Raw genomic sequence first — 17,731 nt, forward strand, 5'->3', positions numbered from 1 at the left:
ATGTACACAGCAATCAGCCGGCGGCTTGCCCTGGCTACGGTAGTGGGTGGTCTGATGTTGTCCGCGGCCAGCTGGGCGGCCACGCCGCTGCAGGTGGTGCAGCAATACATGGCGGGCTGGAACGCCCACGACGCCAACCAGGCGGCCATGGCGCTGGATCCGGAGGTGGAGTACTACGACGTGACGGTGGGTGAGTCGCAGTACGGGGTGATGGTGGCGCGCGACAACGTGATCCGCTTCTTCATCAACAGCTTTCCCGACCTGAAGTGGGAAATGCTGGGCGAACCGGTGCAGGGCAAGGAGCAGATCGCCTTCCGCTGGCGCTTTTCCGGCACCAACAGCGGCCCGAACATCGATGCCACGGTGGACGGTGGCAAGCCCACCGGCAAGCCGATCAGCTTCGAGGGCGTCAGCCTGATCAAGGTGAAGCACAACCGCATCGTGTACCAGGGCGATTTCTACGATGCACTGTCGCTGAACAAACAGCTGGGCAACATCAAGTAATCCTGCGGTGAGTGGTGAGATGGGCTTGGCCACCCGGTGTCGGGTGGCCTTTTTTCGTTCGAGGTAGCCGTTCATCCCCCCCCCTCGTGACCACGCTACGCCTTGCGTGGCCGATAGTTTTCTTTGCCACAGAACCCACGGAATACACAGAAAAAGTGGCAGGGTCATAACCTTGCGGGCTGTTGTTGTCTTCCGTGGTTTCTGTGGATTTCGTGGCAAAGAATCGTTTTTCATTTTGCCGCTGCCGCCAGCATTGGCCGCAAGGCCAGCTACAGCTGGCGGATCTGCACATCCAGCATATAGCCCTCGCCACGCACGGTACGGATCAGCCGCGGGTTGCGCGGGTCGTCGCGCAGCTTGCCGCGCAGCCGCGAGATCAGGATATCGATGCTGCGGTCGAACACCTCCACCGTGCTGCCGCGGGTCAGGTCCAGCAGCAGGTCGCGGTCCAGCACCGTGCGCGGCCGCTGCAGCATTACCGACAGCAGGCGGAATTCGGCATTGGACAGCGGCACCACGGTGCCGTCGCGATCGTGCAGCTGGCGCAATGTCAGGTGCAGCTGCCAGTCGCCAAAGCCCAGCCGCTCCGGCGCCGTGGCCGGCACCCGACCGCCTGCCGGCGGTTGCCGGGTGCGGCGCAGCACCGAATGGATGCGCGCCACCAGCTCGCGGATATCGAACGGCTTGGTCAGGAAATCATCTGCGCCCACTTCCAGGCTGATGATGCGCTCGGTAGGGTCGCCATGCGCGCTGATCATCAGGATCGGCACGGTGGAATGGCCGCGTAGCCGCTTGCACAGCGTCAGGCCGTTTTCGCCCGGCAGCATCAGGTCCAGCACGATGGCGTCGAAGTGCTGCTCGGCCAGCGCCGCCTGCATCGCCTCGCCATTGGCCACGCCCAGCGAACGGATGGCGTAATTGCCCAGGTACTGGCAGATCAGCTCGCGGATGTCCTCGTCGTCGTCCACTACCAGCACCTGTACGGTGCCGGTGTCGCTGGTGCTGGTGGGTGGGGGGTAGATGGCTTGCAGCATGGTGTGGGGTGGCGTGGGGTTGGCCGCAAAAGAGGCTCAGGGTAGCGGCCCCGTGCCGGCACCGTGTGTGCCGTTTGTAAGCGCTTTTCTACAAAGCAGCCAATCGCCGGCAACACCGCTGCCGCTAGACTTGTCGCCGAAGGCCGCCTGTCTGTCGCGGCCCGTTAACCGGCCGCCCTACCCATGACCCGAGCTTTTTCCGTTGCCGCCGCCCTGCTGCTGTCCGGCTGCATCACCGTACAGTCGCTACCCAGCCCGGCGCGCGATGTGTTCACCTTTACCTTTTCCACCGCCAACGAGCTGCAGGCATTCGCGGAAAAGGCGCGCCAGCGTGCCGAGCGCCGCCAGGCGCCGTACAAGCGTATCTGCATCCAGTGGAACCAGGCGGTAACGGTGCCGGATATGGTGCGGGTGATGGAAGACGGCATGCAGCGCCGTGGCGTGGCTACCCAGGTGTACCCGGCAGGTAGTGTGCCTGCCGGCTGCGTGACCCTGCAGTATGCCGCTACCAGGGTGTGGGAACAGGATGCGGCCTACCTGAGCTACGCCACCATGGCGCTGCAGCAGGATGGCCGCGTGCTGGCGCGGGTGGTGTACGAACCCCGGGTGATGGACCGCTGGGCCAGCACCGAGGCCAAGCTGGTGTTCCTGCTGGACCAGCTGCTGTTTGGCCTGCAGCCGGCTGCGGCCAACAGCTGAGCCGTTCAGTACACCGTCAGCGCCACGCCGAACAGAAACTGCATCCAGGCCAGCACGCCGGCATCCAGCGGCATGTCCTGGGTGACCTGGTCCAGCCGTGCATTCACCAGCTGGCGCGAGGAGATACTGTTGGCGGCCTGCAGATTGGCCGGGTTGATCACCCCGGACAGGCGCAGCACGCTCTGCTTGCCGTTGATCAGCAGCATCTTGTCGCCGCCCACCACCAGGTAGCCATTGGGCAGCACATCGATTACCGACACCATCATGCTGCCGCTGACCTTGCTGCTGTTCTTGCGCGAGTGGTCCAGCTGATCCTGCAAGGCATAGTCGGAATCCACGTTGACATCGAACAGCTGCTTCACCACCCCCGGCACGGTATTCAGCGCTGCCGGGCCGTTGACCTTGTTGCTGCCGCTGGACTTGTCGCTCAGCGCCTGCGAGCTGCTGCTGCTCAGGTCTTCGTCGATGGTGATGGTAATGGCGTCGCCGATGCGGCTGGCGAGGCTGGTTTCAAAAAACAACCGTGCCGATGACGGATTGAAGATGCCGCCATCGGCCTGGGTGGCCAGCACCGGCCGCAGTTGCGGATAGCTGCTGGTGGGCAGCTGCACTACCGACTGGGTGGTGCAGCCGGTCAGCAGCAGCAGGGGGCAGATCAGGCGCAGGGTAGACATGGCAGGGCTCGCGCGGCAAAGGGATGCCGCGATTCAAGCACCCGGGTGTAGCGCCAGCGCTGCCAGTTGGTAAGCAGTTTGTAGCGATTTATTGCCATGGCAGCACATGGTTGTCACATGCCGGCGCGACAGCCGGCCGGCAGGCAGACTATGCTGCACACATCTGCCCAGCCGGAAACCGCAATGCGCCCGTCCCCTTCCCTGCATTCCCTGCTGCCGGCCCTGCTGCGCGACGAGGCCGGACGTTACTGCGCGGCATTCGCCGGCTACCGCCTGCACAGCGTGTTCCAGCCGCTGTACTACCGCAGCGGCAGCGTGTTCGGCCACGAGGCGCTGCTGCGAGTTACGGCTGCCGATGACAAGCCGCTGCGGCCAGACCTGCTGTTTGCCAGCCTGGACGAGGCCGACGCCCGGCAGCTGGACAGCCTGGCACTGGTAATGCATCTGCACAACTTTGCCCAGGCGCGCTGCGAAGGCTGCCTGTCGCTGAACGTGCAGGCGGCCTCGCTGCTGCAGGACGGCCTGCTGCCGCTGCTGCAGCAACTGCTGCCGGCATTGGGTCTGGCGGCCGACGGCGTGGTGCTGGAAGTGCTGGAATACGAGCTGGAGCACAGCCCGCTGCAGCTGGCCGGCAGCCTGCGCCGTTTTTCCGAGGCCGGCTTCGGTATCGCCATCGACGATTTTGGCGCCACCGCTTCCAGCCACGGCCGCACCCGGGCGCTGAACCCGGACATCATCAAGTTCGACCGCAGCATGCTGCTGGACCAGCAGCTGGGCGACGGTGGCAGGCTGGCCAGCGAACTGCAGCTGGCCTGGCAGATAGGCTGTCGTAGCGTGGTGTGTGGCGTGGAAACTACCGAGCAGTTCGCCGCCATGCAGGCGCTGGGGCTGGAGCTGTACCAGGGCTACCACCTGGGGCGTCCGGCGCTGCTGGCGGTGCGTGAGCTGCTGTGATGTGGTCAGACCGCCGCCTGCAGCGCCTGGGCCAGTACCCGGCTGGCAGGCCCGCTGCGCTCGCCGGCCGGCAGCAGCAGATATAGCTCCATGCTGCGGCGTTGCCCGCTTTTCAGCGCCAGCAAGCGCATAGTGCCTTTGGCCAGGGCGTCGGCTACGGCGTGCTCCGGCAGCCAGGCATAACCCAGGCCCTGGCTGACCAGCTCCACCGCGCTGCCCAGGGTGCTGACCGACAGATTGCCCGGTAGCGGTGCATGGCCGCGTGGGCGCGCCAGTGACGCCATATGGTTCAGGGTGATTTGCGGATATTTTTTCAGCTCGTGCGAGCCGAGCGCGTGAATGTTCTGACACAAGGGATGGCTGCTGGCCGCCACCGCCACGCTGTCGCTGTGCATCAAGGGTTGGCCGCTGTGGCCATTGGGCACTCGGGCAAGCACGGCAACGTCCACCTGGCCGCGCTCCACCAGCGACAGGCTGTTGCCATTGAATTCCTCCTGTAACTGCAGGCTGCTGTACGGACATTGGCTGCAGAAGCTGCGCAGCGCGGTTTGCAGGACCGCTCTGGGCAGCAACATGTCCACCAGCAGGTTGACCTGGGCCTCCCACAGGCCGGCAGGCGATTGCGCCCGCTGTTCCAGGTAGAGCGAATCTTCCAGCAACAGCAACGCATCATGCAGCAATGCCTCGCCGCAGGGCGTCAGGCACATTTTGCGACCGCAGGGGCTAAGCAGGGTAACCCCGAGTTCCTCCTGCAGCCTGGCCACGGCGTAGCTTACCGATGACTGGCTGCGAAACAGTGCCTTGGCTGCCTGTGCGTAGCTGCCGTATTCGACAATGGCTTGCAGCACGCGCCATTGTTCCAGCGTGGTGCGGGGAAACTGATGTGCCATGGGCGGTATGCATTTCGGGCGGCGCGAAGACTGATCGAATCGTTCGATACATCGGCATGCATGCCGTGGCTGCCCGCCGCCGCAGCGCAGGCAAGTGGCATGCTTCCTATCGAATTTCTAGCGGGTTTTGCCCAAGATTTCCCGCTTTTTTATAGCCGGTAATGACGAATACTTGGCAAGTACAAGCAGCACAGCCCTTCCCGGGCTGACGGAGGTAGTCATGAACGCACGAATATGGGCCGTGGCCCTGGCCGGCACCCTGCTCGCCGGTATGGCATATGCACAGAGTGGCGATAGCGGCGAGTACCGCTGCCGGCAGCGCATGAGTCTGTGCTCATCACAGATGATGGACGTGGAGAACATCATGCAGCGACAGCCGACGGCAGCCGGGCCGGCAACTGTGGCTCCTTCCTCCACGCCAAGTGGTGGCGCCTGGGTGGATCATCGCTACAAGGGTGACAGCAAGCGCTTCTAAGCGTTGCTATCTCGTTATGAACCAGGGATGCCGAATGGCATCCCTTTTGCGTTGAGAGAAATGGGAGCGCAGGTTGTTGAGTCCCGTATGGCCAGGCCCAACGTTTACTGCGCAGTGTTAAACCTGTTGCTGCATTCCAGGGGAGTATGCCGATTGACGTCGCTGCTCACACCTCTTCGCCCGCCAGCGCCGCCAGCAGTTCGTCGATTTCCAGCAGGTGGGTGGCATCGTGCGCCGCCATGTCGACCACCAGCTCCGTCAGCGTCAGCCGACGCTTGCCTTCCCATACCGCGATGCGTGCCTGTGCCGCTTGGTCGCAACCCTGCAGCAGCGCCAGCAGTGCCTGGCGTGCGGCGGTAAAGCCATCCACCGCCTGCTGCCAGTCCTGCGCCTGGTAATCCCGTTTCTGTGCCCATGCGCTGCCATTCACGCCGTGTAGTGCGGCCTGTTGCTGCTGCAGCATGGCTTGCACGCGTGGCAGGAAGGCATCGCGGTCCAGGTCGCGCAGGTGGCACAGGTGTTCCAGTGCCGAGAAGGCGGTGCCGGCCGGGCGTTGCGTGCGCTGGCCTGGCGACACGGTAGCCAGGCGCTGCAGCACCTGCTGTGGCATGGCTGCTAGCTGTTGCAGCAGCTCGGCAAAGCTGCGTTGCAGCGGCACCGGCGACCACACGGCGCCGTAGCTGAAGTAGCCGCCGGGCACGCGGCCGCGCGGGCGCAGCAGCTCGTGGCCATGGCGGCGCATCACGTCGCCCACCATGGCGCCACAGAACTGGCGTGCCGTCTGGTCGCTATCTACCTCCGGGAAGCGCGCCTGCAGATCATGCACGATCGCGGTAACCGCAGGGATGTCAGCACGCGATAGCGCCGCGTATTCGGTGTAGCGCTGCGGGCTGTCGATCAGCACTTCCAGTTGCTGGCCCAGTGCGGTAAGGCGGAATTGGTCGAAGCGGTTGTGCATGGCGTGGCACCTAGTAACGTATCGTTTTGATACGTTACTAGCATTGCCATTGATAACACAAGTGCTCAGCGTGCGGTATTGCCGCCATCCACCGCCAGTGTGGTGCCGGTGACGAAGCTGGCATCGTCCGACAGTAAAAAGCACACCGCGCGAGCGATTTCCGCTGGCTGGCCATAGCGCCCCAGTGGCACGCCGCCGGCCACGGTCAGCGATGGTGCGTCGGGGTTGGCCGCACGCTCCGCCGCCCAGCGTTCCACCTCGGTGTCGCCGGGGCAGATGGCGTTGACGCGAATGCGGTCGCGGGCGTGATCCAGCGCCATGGCGCGTGTCATCTGCACCACGGCGCCCTTGCTGGCGCAGTAGGCCACCGCGGACTCGCCGGCTACCAACCCCCAGTCGGAGGCATTGTTGACGATGCTGCCGCCACCGCTGACGCGCATATGCGGCAGCACCGCCTTGCACATGCGCCACACCGCGGTGACATTGAGCGCCAGCACCGTGGCCCAGTCCGCTTCGCTGGTGTGTTCCGCGGTGCCGCCCAGCACCACGCCGGCATTGTTGAACAGGCCGTGGATATTGCCATGGCGGGCAATGATGGCTTCCACCAGTGCCGGGGTGGCTTCCGGCTGCAGCTGATCCAGCGGCCAGAACTCGGCCAGCTGGCCCTGTGCGCAGATGTCGGCGGCGATCTGCTGCCCCAGCTCGGCGCGGCGGCCGGTAAACAATACCTGCGCGCCCTCACGCGCCAGTTCGCGCACGGTGGCGAGGCCGATGCCGGAGGTGCCCCCGGTAACCAGCACGGTGCGTCCTGCAAAGCGTTGCATACGGTTTCCTTGTGGTGACGGGGGGCGTCGGGGGTGGCCGCAGGAGCTTGTTATGGCGGCCGGGTTTGCCTGCTGGGCTAGTTGTGGAACAACGCTGCCAGCGTGGCCGCGCGTTCGGCGACATCATCGCCGTCGAACAGGCCGCCGATCACCGCGATGGCATCGGCGCCGGCAGCCACTACCTGTGCGGCATTGGCGGCGGTGATGCCGCCGATGGCCACGCGCGGCACGCCCAGATCGGCGCTTTGCGCGAACAGCTGCAGCGGCGCAGCCACTGCGCCGGGCTTGGTGCCGGACGGAAACACCGCACCGAAGGCCACGTAGCTGGCACCGGCGGCCACGGCAGCGCGGGCCAGCTCAATGCTGTTGTAGCAGCTGGCACCAACGATGGCCGCCGGGCCCAGCGCTGCACGGGCGCTGGCGATGGCGGCATCGTCGCGGCCAACATGCACCCCGTCGGCCTGCACTGCCCGCGCCAGTGCGATGTCGTCGTTGACGATGAACAGCGCATCGCGGCTGCGTGCCAGGCTGGCCAGAATGCTGGCTTGCCACAGCCGGCGCACCGGGTCGCTGCCCTTGTTGCGGTACTGCAGCACGCGGGCGCCGCCGTCCAGCGCGGCGCTGACCTGCTCGATCAGCCGTTCGCTGTCTTCGGTGTCGGGGGTGATGGCGTACAGGCCGTTAACGGAGTGCATCGTGATCCTTGCCGGCCGGGGCCTGTTCGTCTTCGGGGGTGTCGTTGGCCCAGAACAGGCGGTCCGGGATGTATTGCCCCATGCCGGGGCGGAAGCCGTAGCGCAGCGCCTGCCAGGTGTAGTCCTGGGCTTCCTTCACGGCCTCGGGTACTGCCAGGCCACGGGCGATCAGCCCGGCCACTGCCGAGGCCAGCGTGCAGCCGGAGCCGTGGAAGCTGCCGTTCAGCCGTGGCCAGGTGTCCACGCGCACTTCGCCGCTGCGGTCATACAGGCGGTTTTCCACGTCGCGGGTGGCTTCGTGGGTGCCGGTGATGAACACGTAGTCGCAACCCAGCCGGGTGAGGCGCTTGGCGCAGTCGGCCAGGGAGATGCTGTCTTCGTCGTCTTCGTCGTTGGCCGCCAGGCGGCGTGCTTCCATGCTGTTGGGGGTAAGCACAGTTACCTGCGGCAACAGCAATTCGCGCAGCACGTGAACCAGCTCGTCGCGCGACAGTTCGTCGCCACGGCCGCTGGCCAGCACCGGGTCGTAGATCAGCGGGATATCCGGATAATCGGCGGCCAGCTCGGCGATGGCGGCCACATTGTCCACGCTGCCTATCATCCCCACTTTGAACGCTGCCACCGGCATGTCCTCTAACACCGCACGCGCCTGATCCAGCACCCACTCGCCGTCCAGGGTCATGAAATCCTGTACGCCGCGGGTGTCCTGCACGGTAATGGCGGTGATCACCGACAGCGGGTGGCAGCCCATGCTGGCCAGGGTCAGGATGTCGGCCTGGATTCCGGCGCCGCCGGTGGGGTCGGAGCCGGCCAGCGTCAGCACGATGGGCGGCAGCTCGATGTCTTGGCTCAAGGTTTATCCTCTTTGTGCGGGAGCAATTACAATGTGCATTTTAACCGTTTGGAAACCAAAACCATGCAAACCTGGATGTGCCTGATCTGCGGCTTTATTTACGACGAGGCTGCCGGCCGCCCGGAAGACGGTATTGCCCCTGGCACCAAGTGGGAAGACGTGCCGATGAACTGGACGTGCCCGGACTGCGGGGCACGCAAGGACGATTTTGAAATGATGGCATTCTGAGCCATCACCAACGGGATGCCTAGACGATGAATACCACCTTGCAACGTTGTGGCGCCGCGCTGCTGCTGTCTGCTGCGCTGGCTGGCTGTGTCAATACCACCTCCAGTGGCGAGGTGGGCGTGCAGCGCAAACAGTTCATCCTGCTGTCGCAGCAGGAAGTGGACAGCATGTCGGCGCAGGCCTATGCGCAGGAAGTGCGCAAGACCCAGGCTGCCGGCGCGCTGAACACCAACGCCGCGCTCACCCGCCGCGTGCGTGCCATTTCCGAGCGGCTGATCCGCCAGACGCCGGTGTTCCGCCAGGATGCGCGCAGCTGGAAGTGGGAGGTCAACGTGGCCAACTCGCCGGAGCTGAACGCCTACTGCATGGCCGGCGGCAAGATCATGGTGTACAGCGGGCTGGCTGAAAAGCTGGCGCTCACGGATGACGAGCTGGCCACCGTGATCGGCCACGAGATCGCCCACGCGCTGCGCGAGCACAGCCGCGAAAGCATGAGCCAGGAATATGCCAAGCAGGCCGGGCTGAGCATTGTCGGCCAGCTGGCCGGCTTGTCGCAGGGCTCGATGGAGCTGGCGGCGCTGGCCACCGATGTGGCGCTGACCAAGCCGCACAGCCGCGGCATGGAAAGCGAGGCCGACACCATCGGCCTGGAGCTGATGGCGCGTGCCGGCTACAACCCGCAGGCCTCCATCACCCTGTGGCAGAAGATGCTGAAGGCAGGCGGCGGTGGCGGCCCGGCTTTCCTGTCCACCCACCCGGCGGGCGAGGATCGCATCGCCACCCTGCAGCGGCTGATTCCCAAGGTGATGCCGCTGTACCAGGCGGCGCCGAAGAAGTAAGCGGTTTCACGTGAAACTGACTTCTGCCCAGCTGGATGCCCTGCTGCAGCACGCTCTGGCCCAGCCCGGCGCGCAGCTGGAAGTGCTGTGGGGCGGCGTGCAGGTGCTGAAGGTGGCGGGCAAGATGTTCGCCACCTTTCACGGCGACACGCTGGCTTACAAGGTGGCGGACGAGGATTTCCTCGCCCTGTCCGGCCTGCCCGGCGTGCGGCCTGCGCCCTACCTGTCCCGCTCGCGTTGGATCAGTGTGAGCAGTACCGCCGCGCTGGACATGGCGCAGCTGCAGCAAGGGTTGGCCGCATCCTGGCGGTTGGTGGCGGGCAAGCTCCCAAAAACAGTACGCGCCGCGTACGGACTCTGACATGGCATATCTCTATCTCAAGGCGTTTCACATCTTCTTCGTGGTGTCGTGGTTCGCCGGCCTGTTCTACTTGCCGCGCATCTTCGTCAACCTCGCCATGGCCAAGCCGGGGGCGGAATACGACCGCTTGCTGCTGATGGCGCACAAGCTGCTGCGTTTCATGACGCCGCTGGGCGTGCTGGCGATGGTGTTCGGCCTGTGGCTGATGTTCGGCTACGGCATCGGTGGCGGCTGGCTGCATGCCAAGCTCACCCTGGTGGCCGGCCTCGCCGCTTACCACGGCTATTGTTTCCGGCTGCTGGGCGATTTTCGCGCCGGCAGCAACCGGCGCAGCCATGTATGGTTCCGCGTGTTCAACGAGCTGCCGGTGCTGGTGCTGCTGGCGGTGGTGATTCTGGTGGTGGTCAAACCGTTCTGATGAAAAATCTCATTCTTCCCCTGCTGCTGACTGCCGCGCTGGCTGGCTGCCAGCGCGATGACTGTACCGATGGTGTGTTCGTGCTCAGCGGCCAGGATTTTGGCGATGTGCCTGCGGCCAACGTGGCGCCGATGCCGGGCCGCCTGCCCGCCGGCCAACTGCCTGCCGGACTGCAACCGGCATCCGATGGTCACTTCCCCGGCACCAGGGCCTATTGCAGCGCGCTAGCCGCGCGCAGCGACTACAGCGACGCGCTGAAAGGCAACCGTCTGCAGCCCGGCCAGCCCTGGTACGTGTACCGGCTGGATGCCCGTTGGCCGCAGGATGTCTACCCCTACCGCGAAGCCGACTGGCGCCTGAAGGCCCCGGCCCGCCTGATCAAGAAAGAAGAATCGCATGGCAGTGGAAATTGAACGCCGCTTCAAGGTAAACGGTGACAGCTGGCGCGGCCTGGCCGAGGGCGTGCGTTACCGTCAGGGTTACCTGTCGGTGGAAAAGGAACGCACCGTGCGCGTGCGCGTGGTGGGCGAGCAGGCCTGGCTCACGCTCAAGGGCCAGATCAGCGACATTAGCCGCCACGAGTTCGAATACGCCATTCCGGTGGCCGAGGCGCAGACCATCATGGATGCCATGTGCCCGATGGTGGTGGATAAGCTGCGCTACCGCATTGCATTCGGCGGCTTCATCTGGGAAGTGGACGAGTTCTTCGGCGAAAACGCCGGCCTGGTGCTGGCTGAGATCGAGTTGCCATCGGAGGAAACCGCCTTCGACAAGCCGGAATGGATCGGCGAGGAAGTCACCTTCGACGGTCGCTACACCAACGCGTATCTGTCCAAAAACCCGTACAGCCGCTGGTAGCGCCGGAAGGAAACGTCGTGAGCTATGTTGCCGCCTATTCGCCCGCGGCCCCCGAGCGGGCTGCCCTCGACGCCGCCAGCGAGCCCGTGCTGCTGGAATTCGGCGTGGACTGGTGCCCGCATTGTCAGAACGCGCAGTCGGCCATCGCACAGGCGCTGGCGGCCTTCCCGGCACTGCGCCACATCAAGGTGGAGGACGGTGCCGGGCGGCGGCTGGGGCGCAGCTTCCGCGTCAAGCTTTGGCCGACGCTGATCCTGCTGCAGCAAGGCGTGGAGCTGGGCCGCGTGGTGCGACCGCTGACCGAAGCCGAAGTGACGGACCTGCTGTCCACGCGGCCTGCGACGCCCTGACGCCAGGTTGGCCGCAGGCAGAACACCGCATTCCCGCCGTCGGCTAGCCGGGGGCGGCGATTTGCCGGACAATCCGGCACTTGATTTCACGACGCCCGCAGAAGGCGCCGCCACTGGACACAGGTCAACGCTGCTTCGGTAATAAAGCGGTAGCGTTGCCGACAGACATTCCCGCCCGGCTGCCGCTTGCAGCCGGCGCCGCACCCAATGTGAAGCGCAGCCGGCATGGCTGCCAGAAAGGAAAAGCAATGTCCCGCAATCTCGAACTGTTCGAACGTGGCAAACAGGTGATCCCCGGTGGTGTGAACTCACCGGTGCGCGCCTTTGGCCAGGTGGGCGGCACGCCGCGCTTTGTGAAGCGCGCCGCGGGCGCCTACTTCTGGGATGCCGATGACAAGCAGTACCTGGACTACGTCGGCTCCTGGGGCCCGGCCATCCTCGGCCACGCCCACCCGGAGGTGATCAAGGCGGTGCAGGACGCCGCGGCCGGTGGCCTGTCTTTCGGCGCGCCTACCGAAGGCGAAGTCGAGATCGCCGAGGAAATCTGCAAGCTGCTGCCGTCGGTGCAGCAGCTGCGCCTGGTGAGCTCCGGCACCGAGGCCACCATGTCCGCCATTCGCCTAGCGCGTGGCTTTACCGGCCGTGACCTGATCGTGAAATTCGAGGGCTGCTACCACGGCCACTCCGACAGCCTGCTGGTAAAAGCCGGTTCCGGCCTGCTCACCTTCGGCAACCCGTCCTCCGGCGGCGTGCCGGCGGATACCACCAAGCACACCCTGGTGCTGCAGTACAACGACGTGCAGCAACTGGCCGACACCTTCAAGGAACTGGGCGACAAGATCGCCTGCGTGATCCTGGAGCCGATCGCCGGCAACATGAACCTGATCAAGCCGTCCGCCGAGTTCGTGCAGGCGTTGCGCGCACTCACCGAGCAGTACGGCGCGGTGCTGATCTACGACGAGGTGATGACCGGCTTCCGCGTGGCGCTGAACTGCGCACAGGGCCTGCACGGCATCACCCCGGACCTCACCACGCTGGGCAAGGTGGTGGGCGGCGGCATGCCGCTGGCAGCGTTCGGCGGTCGCGCCGACATCATGGCCAAGATCGCGCCGCTGGGTAACGTCTACCAGGCCGGCACCCTGTCCGGTAACCCACTGGCGGTAGCCGCCGGCCTCACCACCCTGCGCCTGATCCAGCAGCCTGGCTTCCACGACAATCTGGGCCGCCTCAGCGCCCGCCTGGCCGCAGGCCTGGCGGATGCCGCACGTGAAGCCGGTGTGCCGATGACCACCGATAGCGTGGGCGGCATGTTCGGCTTCTACTTCAGCAGCAAGGTACCGGCCAGCTACGCCGAGGCCACCCAGTGCGATATCCCGCGCTTCAAGGCCTTCTTCCACGCCATGCTGGACGAAGGCGTGTACCTGGCGCCATCGGCCTACGAAGCCGGGTTCACCTCCAGCGCCCACACGGAAGCGCTGATCGACCAGACCATCGCCGCGGCCCGCCGCGCTCTGGCACGTATCTGAGGTTAGCGGCCAACTCTGGCCGCATGCGACACACCCCGCCGAGCAATTTGGCGGGGTGTTTTCATTTGCGGGATCGGTAGCCCGTAGCCCGGATAAGCCGCAGGCGCATCCGGGGAGATGCGGCCAACGTTGCGCTGAGTCCCCGGATGCGCTGCGCTTATCCGGGCTACGAGCAGCAACTTCCTGCACGTTTTCTCGCGCCGCCAATGGCCGCCACCGCCGCCTTGGCGTACACTTTCGGGTTCGTTTCGCTTTACCGCCGCACACATGCTGCCGCGGCCAACCCGATTGCCCGTTGCCCATGACCACCTCTGAACTCCAGCTACCGCTTGACCAGCTGTCTGCCCCCCACCTGGCGGTATTGCGTGCACTTGCGCTCCTGCCCAACGGGGAAAACAAGCCCAACCTGCTGATGTTGCTCAGCATGAACCTGATCCGCGATGCGCAGGGCAAGGCGCTGAACAACGAGACGCTGGGCGCGGTGCTGGGCGATCTGGAACACCGCGACGCCATCGTGCGCACCACCGGCTTGCCTTACCGCATCGCGCCGCAGGCGCGCAACGCGGTGCTGCTGCAGCTCATGGACGAGCAGGCCGAGCTGGCCGCCTGGGGCGAGCTGTTGTGCGACCACCTGCCGCTGCCACGGGTGGCGCCCAGTGCGCCGGCGGTGCAGCTGCGGCTGTGGCTGGCGATTCTGCAGGGCCGCGCCGAGCCTACCGGCCAGTGGCTGGCGCTGTACCAGCAGCTGGTGCAAGGCAGCAGTGGCGTGGCGCCGCAGCCGCCGTTCAAGCGCCTGTTCCACACCGCCGCCGGCCGCGCATTGTTCGACCGGCTGGACGACGACATCCAGGTACTGCTGCTGATGGATTACCTGCCGGATGCCAACTGGCGGCTGGATCACTTTGCCGAAGGCTACCGCTACGCGCTGGCACGGCTGGAGGACGGCTATCGCGACTGGGACGAGCTCACCGCGCAGCTGCTGCAGCAGGCGTTGTGGCGCGCCGATTTCGAGCAGGTCACCCAGCCGGGTGCCGAAGGCGACGGCCTGCCGGTGGCGCGCCGGCTGCTGCTGCCGGTGATGCAGGGCCGCTATGCCGAGGCGCTGGAGGTGGTGGCCGACTGGCTGGCCGACATCCGCCGCGAAACCGGCAAGCGCACGCTGGAGCTGCCGGCGGTGTTCAACGCCTTCTACTGTCTGGCGCTGATCGGCAGCCGTGACGACAAACGTCAGGCCGAGCTGAAGCAGGCCATTGCCGCCGGCGTGCGCCAGCGCCACGGCCATTGCTACTACGTGCTGCAGCATCTGCTCACGGTGCAGGAAAGCGCGGCAGTGGCCGCCAGCCTGCAGCTGCCGGATGTCTCCGCCCTGAACGGCCTCGATGGCCTGCTGCTGGCGGTGGCTGCCTGGTGGCTGGATGTGAAGCAGGCGCGCACCCCGGCGTGGCAGGCGGCGCTGACGCAGTTCGGCCAGCAGCTGCAGGACGAAGGCTATGTCTGGGCAGCTGAAGAGCTTGCCGCGCTGCTGTGGCGCCAGTTCGGCGTGCAGCGGCAGCAGCCGCAGTGGCATGCCCAGCGCCAGCTCACCCCGCTGGTGGACATCTACCGCCGCCAGGAAGCCTGGCAGCACGCACTCAACGCGCTCAAGCTGCTGGGCGCCGGCAAGGAGACCCCGCTTACCGTGGACAGCAAGGACACCCGCCTGGCCTGGCTCATCACCGTGGCGCCGCATGGCGTACTGATGGAGCCGCGTGAACAGAAACTGGGCGCCCGCGGGCAATGGAGCCGCGGCCGCGCCGTGGCGCTGCGCCGCCTGCTGGAGACGCCGGACGAATTCGACTACCTGGGCGAGCCGGATCGCCGCATCCTGCGCCATATCAAATCCGCGCACGACAGCTACTACGGCGGTGGCAGCGCCTACGCGCTGGACGCCGAGAAATCGCTGCCGGCACTGGTGGGCCACGGCGCGGTGTACTGGGCCGATGCGCCGGATGTGCGCGTGGACGTGGTGGCCGGCCAGGTATCGCTGCAGCTTACCGAGGATGCGCGCGAGATCCGCGTGCGCCTCAACCCCAACAAGATTGCCGCCGACAGCGACGTGGTGTGGGAGAAGGACACTCCCACCCGGCTGGCGGTGTACCAGGTTGGCCGCGAGGTACGGCAGATCGCCGCCATCATCGGCCGCGAACTCACCGTGCCGCTGGCGGCCAAGGCGCAGCTGATCGACGCGGTGACCAGCGTGGCACCGCTGGTGCCGATTCACTCCGACCTGCCGGAGCTGGCCAGCAACCTGGACAGCATTCCGGCCGATGGTCGCATCTACGCCCACCTGCTGCCGCTGGCGCAGGGCCTGCGCCTGCAACTCTTGGTGCGGCCGCTGGCTGCAGCCAACTGGTGCAAGCCGGGCAGCGGCATGGAAAGCATCGTCGGCGAGGTGGACGGCCGCACCGTGCAGACCCGCCGTAACCTGGCTGCCGAGCGCGCCGCGCTGCAGCAGGTGCTGGCTGCCTGCCCCACGCTGGCCGCCGCCGACAACGACGGCCAGGAATGGCAGCTGCCGGCGCCGCAGCAGGCGCTGGAAGTGCTGTCCGAACTGCAGCAGCTGGATGGCGCACTGCTGGCCTGCGTGTGGCCGGAGGGCGAGCGGCTGCGCATCAAGTCGCGCCGCGGCCTGCCGCAGCTGCAGCTGACGGTGCAGCGCCACGGCGAGTGGTTCGTGCTGGGTGGCCAGCTGAAACTGGACGATGGCCGCGTGCTGCAGCTGAAAGAGCTGCTGGAGCTGGCCGCACAGCAGCAGGGCCGCTTCATTGCACTGGGCGAGGACGACTGGCTGGCGCTGACCGACAGCATGAAGCAGCGGCTGGAAGAGCTGGCGCGCCTGGCCGACCACGTTGGCCGCGACGGCGTGCATTACAGCCAGCTGGCGGCGCCGATGCTGGCCGAGCTGGCCGACGAAGTGGGCGAATTCGATGCCGATGCCGCCTGGCAACAGCAGCTGGCCACGCTGGACAGCCTGCGCAACTACCAGCCGCAGCTGCCGTCCACGCTGCAGGCCGAGCTGCGCGACTACCAGCGCGAAGGCTACAACTGGATGGCGCGCCTGGCGCACTGGGGCGTGGGCGCCTGCCTGGCCGACGATATGGGCCTGGGCAAGACGGTACAGACGCTGGCGCTGCTGCTGGAGCGCGCTCCCGGCGGCCCGCAGCTGGTGGTGGCGCCCACTTCGGTGGCGTTGAACTGGCTGTCGGAAGCCGCCCGCTTCGCCCCCACCCTGCGCGTGCGGCCGTATCAGCAGTTCCGCTCACTGGTGGACCTGGGGCCGTTCGACCTGGTGGTGGTGAGCTACGGCCTGCTGCAGCTGGATGCCGACGCCTTTGCCGCGGTGGACTGGCGCTCGGTGGTGCTGGACGAGGCGCAGGCGATCAAGAACGCCGGCACCAAGCGCTCGCAGGCGGTGATGTCGCTGAATGCCGGCTTCCGCCTGGCGGCCTCCGGCACGCCGGTGGAAAACCACCTGGGCGAGCTGTGGAACCTGTTCCGCTTCCTCAACCCCGGCCTGCTGGGCAGCCAGGAGCGCTTCCAGCAACGCTTCTCCAACCCGATCGAGCGTGGCGACAAGAACGCCCGTGCGGCGCTGAAGGCGCTGATCCAGCCCTTCATCCTGCGCCGCACCAAGAGCCAGGTGCTGCACGAGCTGCCGCCGCGCACCGAGATCACCCGCAAGGTGCCGCTGTCGGCGGAAGAACTGCATCTGTACGAAGCCATGCGCCAGCAGGCGGTGGACAAGCTGGACCAGCTGCAGGGCACCGACGGCAAACAGATGCAGGTGCTGGCGGAAATCACCAAGCTGCGCCGCTTCTGCTGCCACCCGCAACTGGTGCTGCCGGATAGCGCCATTGCCGGCAGCAAGCTGGCCGCATTCACCGAGATTGCCGAAGAGCTGCTGGAAAACGGCCACAAGGCGCTGGTGTTCAGCCAGTTCGTTGACCACCTCAAGCTGGTGCGGCAGTGGCTGGACGAACAGGGCATCGCCTACCAGTACCTGGACGGCAGCACTCCGGCCAGGGAGCGCAAGGCGCGGGTGGATGCCTTCCAGCGCGGCGAGGGCGATGTGTTCCTGATCAGCCTGAAAGCCGGCGGCACCGGCCTTAACCTCACCGCCGCCGATTTCGTGATCCACCTCGACCCGTGGTGGAATCCGGCGGTGGAAGACCAGGCCTCCGACCGCGCCTACCGCATGGGCCAGCAGCGGCCGGTGACCATCTACCGGCTGGTGGCCGAGCACACCATCGAGGAGCAGATCGTGGCGCTGCATGGCGTGAAGCGCGACCTGGCCGACAGCCTGCTGGAAGGCGGCGACGCCAGCGCCAAGCTGGATACCGAGGCATTGCTGGCGCTGCTCAAGGGCGAGCTGTAGGCGCCTGTTCACGATCTGTTGCGCGTCGGCGATACGGCGTTAAAAACGGCTTCGGAATGCGCATTTACTCTATGTAAACTCCGCGCCCCTCACGTTTTTGCCTTGTCTCGATCTAGCTCGCTAGATCGTGAACAGGCGCTAAGTACAAGTTGGCTGTCCTTCCGACGGGCTGTGCCC

At 66.0% G+C, this 17,731-nt stretch carries 20 protein-coding genes; 13 read left to right on the forward strand and 7 right to left on the reverse strand.

Translation table 11 applies throughout. The features are described from left to right. Positions 1-504 (forward strand): ester cyclase, encoded by a 504-nt coding sequence (locus ACFOKJ_RS14745; protein WP_390280954.1) that lies wholly within the window; start codon positions 1-3, stop codon positions 502-504. A gap of 269 nt (positions 505-773) precedes the next feature. Here ACFOKJ_RS14745 and ACFOKJ_RS14750 read toward each other — a convergent pair whose 3' ends face one another. Next, entirely contained in the window at positions 774-1,538 is a 765-nt protein-coding gene (locus ACFOKJ_RS14750; protein ID WP_390280956.1) for a response regulator, read from the reverse strand. 183 nt (positions 1,539-1,721) lie between these two features. On the opposite strand from ACFOKJ_RS14750, the gene ACFOKJ_RS14755 reads away from it, so the two are divergent. Then, positions 1,722-2,237 (forward strand): hypothetical protein, encoded by a 516-nt coding sequence (locus ACFOKJ_RS14755; protein WP_390280958.1) that lies wholly within the window; start codon positions 1,722-1,724, stop codon positions 2,235-2,237. Positions 2,238-2,242: 5 nt separating this feature from the next. Here the strand turns inward: ACFOKJ_RS14755 and ACFOKJ_RS14760 are convergent, their stop codons facing one another. Then, a complete protein-coding gene (locus ACFOKJ_RS14760; protein WP_390280960.1) occupies positions 2,243-2,911 on the reverse strand; it encodes a flagellar basal body L-ring protein FlgH in 669 nt (222 codons plus the stop codon). A gap of 150 nt (positions 2,912-3,061) precedes the next feature. Here ACFOKJ_RS14760 and ACFOKJ_RS14765 point away from each other — a divergent pair, with 150 nt between their 5' ends. Further along, positions 3,062-3,865, forward strand: coding sequence for an EAL domain-containing protein (locus ACFOKJ_RS14765; RefSeq protein WP_390280963.1), 804 nt, complete (start codon positions 3,062-3,064; stop codon positions 3,863-3,865). 5 nt (positions 3,866-3,870) lie between these two features. Here ACFOKJ_RS14765 and ACFOKJ_RS14770 read toward each other — a convergent pair whose 3' ends face one another. Continuing rightward, positions 3,871-4,755 carry a LysR family transcriptional regulator gene (locus tag ACFOKJ_RS14770; protein WP_390280965.1) on the reverse strand — a complete coding sequence of 295 codons (885 nt, stop codon included), beginning with the start codon at positions 4,753-4,755 and terminating at the stop codon, positions 3,871-3,873. Between the two features lie 220 nt (positions 4,756-4,975). Between ACFOKJ_RS14770 and ACFOKJ_RS14775 the strand changes: the two genes are divergently transcribed. Next, positions 4,976-5,230: a hypothetical protein gene (locus tag ACFOKJ_RS14775; protein WP_390280967.1), complete on the forward strand. Its 255-nt coding sequence runs from the start codon at positions 4,976-4,978 to the stop codon at positions 5,228-5,230. A 166-nt stretch (positions 5,231-5,396) separates the two neighbouring features. Here the strand turns inward: ACFOKJ_RS14775 and ACFOKJ_RS14780 are convergent, their stop codons facing one another. From ACFOKJ_RS14780 to thiD, 4 genes are all read right to left on the reverse strand, one after another. After that, positions 5,397-6,188: a DinB family protein gene (locus ACFOKJ_RS14780; RefSeq protein ID WP_390280969.1), complete on the reverse strand. Its 792-nt coding sequence runs from the start codon at positions 6,186-6,188 to the stop codon at positions 5,397-5,399. 65 nt (positions 6,189-6,253) lie between these two features. Further along, the gene (locus tag ACFOKJ_RS14785) at positions 6,254-7,012 is read right to left on the reverse strand and encodes an SDR family NAD(P)-dependent oxidoreductase (protein ID WP_390280971.1); all 759 of its coding nucleotides are present in this window, start codon (positions 7,010-7,012) and stop codon (positions 6,254-6,256) included. A gap of 77 nt (positions 7,013-7,089) precedes the next feature. Continuing rightward, on the reverse strand, positions 7,090-7,707 hold the full coding sequence (gene thiE / locus ACFOKJ_RS14790; protein WP_390280973.1) for a thiamine phosphate synthase: 618 nt from the start codon (positions 7,705-7,707) through the stop codon (positions 7,090-7,092). Continuing rightward, positions 7,694-8,560, reverse strand: a complete 867-nt coding sequence (gene thiD, locus ACFOKJ_RS14795; RefSeq protein WP_390280975.1) for a bifunctional hydroxymethylpyrimidine kinase/phosphomethylpyrimidine kinase — start codon at positions 8,558-8,560, stop codon at positions 7,694-7,696. The genes thiE and thiD overlap by 14 nt, the downstream gene beginning before the upstream one ends. A gap of 63 nt (positions 8,561-8,623) precedes the next feature. Between thiD and ACFOKJ_RS14800 the strand changes: the two genes are divergently transcribed. From ACFOKJ_RS14800 to ACFOKJ_RS14840, 9 genes are all read left to right on the forward strand, one after another. Beyond that, the gene (locus tag ACFOKJ_RS14800) at positions 8,624-8,788 is read left to right on the forward strand and encodes a rubredoxin (RefSeq protein ID WP_390280977.1); all 165 of its coding nucleotides are present in this window, start codon (positions 8,624-8,626) and stop codon (positions 8,786-8,788) included. A gap of 26 nt (positions 8,789-8,814) precedes the next feature. Beyond that, complete coding sequence (locus ACFOKJ_RS14805) at positions 8,815-9,627, forward strand: M48 family metallopeptidase (RefSeq protein ID WP_390280979.1); 813 nt, start codon at positions 8,815-8,817, stop codon at positions 9,625-9,627. A 10-nt stretch (positions 9,628-9,637) separates the two neighbouring features. Then, a complete protein-coding gene (locus tag ACFOKJ_RS14810) occupies positions 9,638-9,988 on the forward strand; it encodes an MmcQ/YjbR family DNA-binding protein (RefSeq protein WP_390280981.1) in 351 nt (116 codons plus the stop codon). Between the two features lies 1 nt (position 9,989). Continuing rightward, a complete protein-coding gene (locus ACFOKJ_RS14815; protein ID WP_390280983.1) occupies positions 9,990-10,406 on the forward strand; it encodes a CopD family protein in 417 nt (138 codons plus the stop codon). Continuing rightward, on the forward strand, positions 10,406-10,819 hold the full coding sequence (locus tag ACFOKJ_RS14820; RefSeq protein ID WP_390280985.1) for a DVU_2496 family lipoprotein: 414 nt from the start codon (positions 10,406-10,408) through the stop codon (positions 10,817-10,819). Before ACFOKJ_RS14815 ends, ACFOKJ_RS14820 begins: the two co-directional genes overlap by 1 nt. Continuing rightward, entirely contained in the window at positions 10,803-11,264 is a 462-nt protein-coding gene (locus tag ACFOKJ_RS14825; protein WP_390280987.1) for a CYTH domain-containing protein, read from the forward strand. Before ACFOKJ_RS14820 ends, ACFOKJ_RS14825 begins: the two co-directional genes overlap by 17 nt. Positions 11,265-11,281: 17 nt before the next feature. After that, complete coding sequence (locus ACFOKJ_RS14830) at positions 11,282-11,614, forward strand: thioredoxin family protein (RefSeq protein WP_390280988.1); 333 nt, start codon at positions 11,282-11,284, stop codon at positions 11,612-11,614. Between the two features lie 248 nt (positions 11,615-11,862). Beyond that, on the forward strand, positions 11,863-13,140 hold the full coding sequence (gene hemL / locus ACFOKJ_RS14835) for a glutamate-1-semialdehyde 2,1-aminomutase (RefSeq protein ID WP_390280990.1): 1,278 nt from the start codon (positions 11,863-11,865) through the stop codon (positions 13,138-13,140). 301 nt (positions 13,141-13,441) lie between these two features. Further along, positions 13,442-17,554, forward strand: a complete 4,113-nt coding sequence (locus ACFOKJ_RS14840) for a DEAD/DEAH box helicase (RefSeq protein WP_390280992.1) — start codon at positions 13,442-13,444, stop codon at positions 17,552-17,554. The last annotated feature ends 177 nt before the right edge of the window (positions 17,555-17,731 follow it).

The organism is Vogesella amnigena, assembly GCF_042648905.1.
Taxonomy (GTDB): Bacteria; Pseudomonadota; Gammaproteobacteria; order Burkholderiales; family Chromobacteriaceae; genus Vogesella; species Vogesella amnigena.

Coding starts and splice junctions, on each gene's coding strand:
- ACFOKJ_RS14775 (WP_390280967.1), top strand. CDS start 4,976: ATGAACGCACGAATATGGGCCGTGGCCCTGGCCGGCACCCTGCTCGCC.
- thiE (WP_390280973.1), bottom strand. CDS start 7,707: ATGCACTCCGTTAACGGCCTGTACGCCATCACCCCCGACACCGAAGAC.
- ACFOKJ_RS14760 (WP_390280960.1), bottom strand. CDS start 2,911: ATGTCTACCCTGCGCCTGATCTGCCCCCTGCTGCTGCTGACCGGCTGC.
- ACFOKJ_RS14765 (WP_390280963.1), top strand. CDS start 3,062: ATGCTGCACACATCTGCCCAGCCGGAAACCGCAATGCGCCCGTCCCCT.
- ACFOKJ_RS14780 (WP_390280969.1), bottom strand. CDS start 6,188: ATGCACAACCGCTTCGACCAATTCCGCCTTACCGCACTGGGCCAGCAA.
- ACFOKJ_RS14800 (WP_390280977.1), top strand. CDS start 8,624: ATGCAAACCTGGATGTGCCTGATCTGCGGCTTTATTTACGACGAGGCT.
- ACFOKJ_RS14815 (WP_390280983.1), top strand. CDS start 9,990: ATGGCATATCTCTATCTCAAGGCGTTTCACATCTTCTTCGTGGTGTCG.
- ACFOKJ_RS14840 (WP_390280992.1), top strand. CDS start 13,442: ATGACCACCTCTGAACTCCAGCTACCGCTTGACCAGCTGTCTGCCCCC.
- ACFOKJ_RS14745 (WP_390280954.1), top strand. CDS start 1: ATGTACACAGCAATCAGCCGGCGGCTTGCCCTGGCTACGGTAGTGGGT.
- ACFOKJ_RS14785 (WP_390280971.1), bottom strand. CDS start 7,012: ATGCAACGCTTTGCAGGACGCACCGTGCTGGTTACCGGGGGCACCTCC.
- ACFOKJ_RS14770 (WP_390280965.1), bottom strand. CDS start 4,755: ATGGCACATCAGTTTCCCCGCACCACGCTGGAACAATGGCGCGTGCTG.
- hemL (WP_390280990.1), top strand. CDS start 11,863: ATGTCCCGCAATCTCGAACTGTTCGAACGTGGCAAACAGGTGATCCCC.
- ACFOKJ_RS14820 (WP_390280985.1), top strand. CDS start 10,406: ATGAAAAATCTCATTCTTCCCCTGCTGCTGACTGCCGCGCTGGCTGGC.
- ACFOKJ_RS14750 (WP_390280956.1), bottom strand. CDS start 1,538: ATGCTGCAAGCCATCTACCCCCCACCCACCAGCACCAGCGACACCGGC.
- ACFOKJ_RS14825 (WP_390280987.1), top strand. CDS start 10,803: ATGGCAGTGGAAATTGAACGCCGCTTCAAGGTAAACGGTGACAGCTGG.
- ACFOKJ_RS14755 (WP_390280958.1), top strand. CDS start 1,722: ATGACCCGAGCTTTTTCCGTTGCCGCCGCCCTGCTGCTGTCCGGCTGC.
- ACFOKJ_RS14805 (WP_390280979.1), top strand. CDS start 8,815: ATGAATACCACCTTGCAACGTTGTGGCGCCGCGCTGCTGCTGTCTGCT.